This window comes from Bradyrhizobium sp. PRIMUS42 (assembly GCF_023006515.1).
Classification (GTDB): Bacteria; Pseudomonadota; Alphaproteobacteria; order Rhizobiales; family Xanthobacteraceae; genus Bradyrhizobium.
The window spans coordinates 1-817 of sequence record NZ_JALBGZ010001340.1 but is presented as its reverse complement, the minus strand read 5'-3'; the positions used below and the strand labels follow the sequence as shown (position 1 = coordinate 817).

1 protein-coding gene is annotated in these 817 nt (G+C 69.0%); it reads left to right on the top strand.

What is annotated here, in order from left to right; genetic code table 11:
* On the top strand, positions 1-817 hold an 817-nt coding region (locus tag MOV75_RS40185; RefSeq protein ID WP_247008389.1), incomplete at both ends, for an AMP-binding protein.

The window sequence follows — 817 nt, the reverse complement described above, 5'->3', positions numbered from 1 at the left end:
TTCGGCGAGACGGAGCTGAGTTACGCCGCGCTCAACGCGCGTGCCAACCGGCTGGCGCGGCGATTGCGGGACCGCAGCGTCGGGACCGATATCGTGGTCGGGCTGGCGCTCGACCGGGGCGTCGAGATGCTGGTCGCGCTGCTGGCCGTGCTGAAGGCCGGCGGGGCGTATCTGCCGCTCGATCCGGATTACCCGCCGGAGCGGCTGGCGCACATGCTGCGCGACAGCGGCGCGGGGCTGGTGCTGACGCAAGAGAGATTACGCGATCAGTTCGCCACCGTGCTGGCGGAGACCGGCGCCGACGCCTGGCTGCTCGACGCGCAGGACGGCGAGGGCGGGGACGCCGGCAATCTCGACGTCGCCGTTCATGGCGAGAGCCTCGCCTACGTGATCTACACCTCGGGCTCGACCGGCCTGCCCAAGGGCGTGATGGTCCGCCATGACGCCGTGACGAACTTTCTGGCGACCATGGCGGATCGGCCCGGCATGACGGCCGACGACCGTGTGCTCGGTTTGACCTCGCTGTCCTTTGACATCGCGGTCCTGGAGCTGTGGCTGCCGCTGACGATCGGCGCTTGCGTGGTGCTGGCGGATCGTGGGGCCGCGCATGATCCTGTCAGGCTCAAGGCGATCGTGGAGAGGCACGGCGTCTCCCTGATCCAGGCGACGCCATCGACCTGGCGGATGCTGCTCGATCATGAAGGTCGCTCATTGCCGGCAAGCTGCCGGGTGCTGTGCGGCGGCGAGGCGCTGCCGCCGGATCTGGCGCGCTCAACGCCGGTGCGGCATTGGAAGAGCAGCAACTTGCCGATCGCTT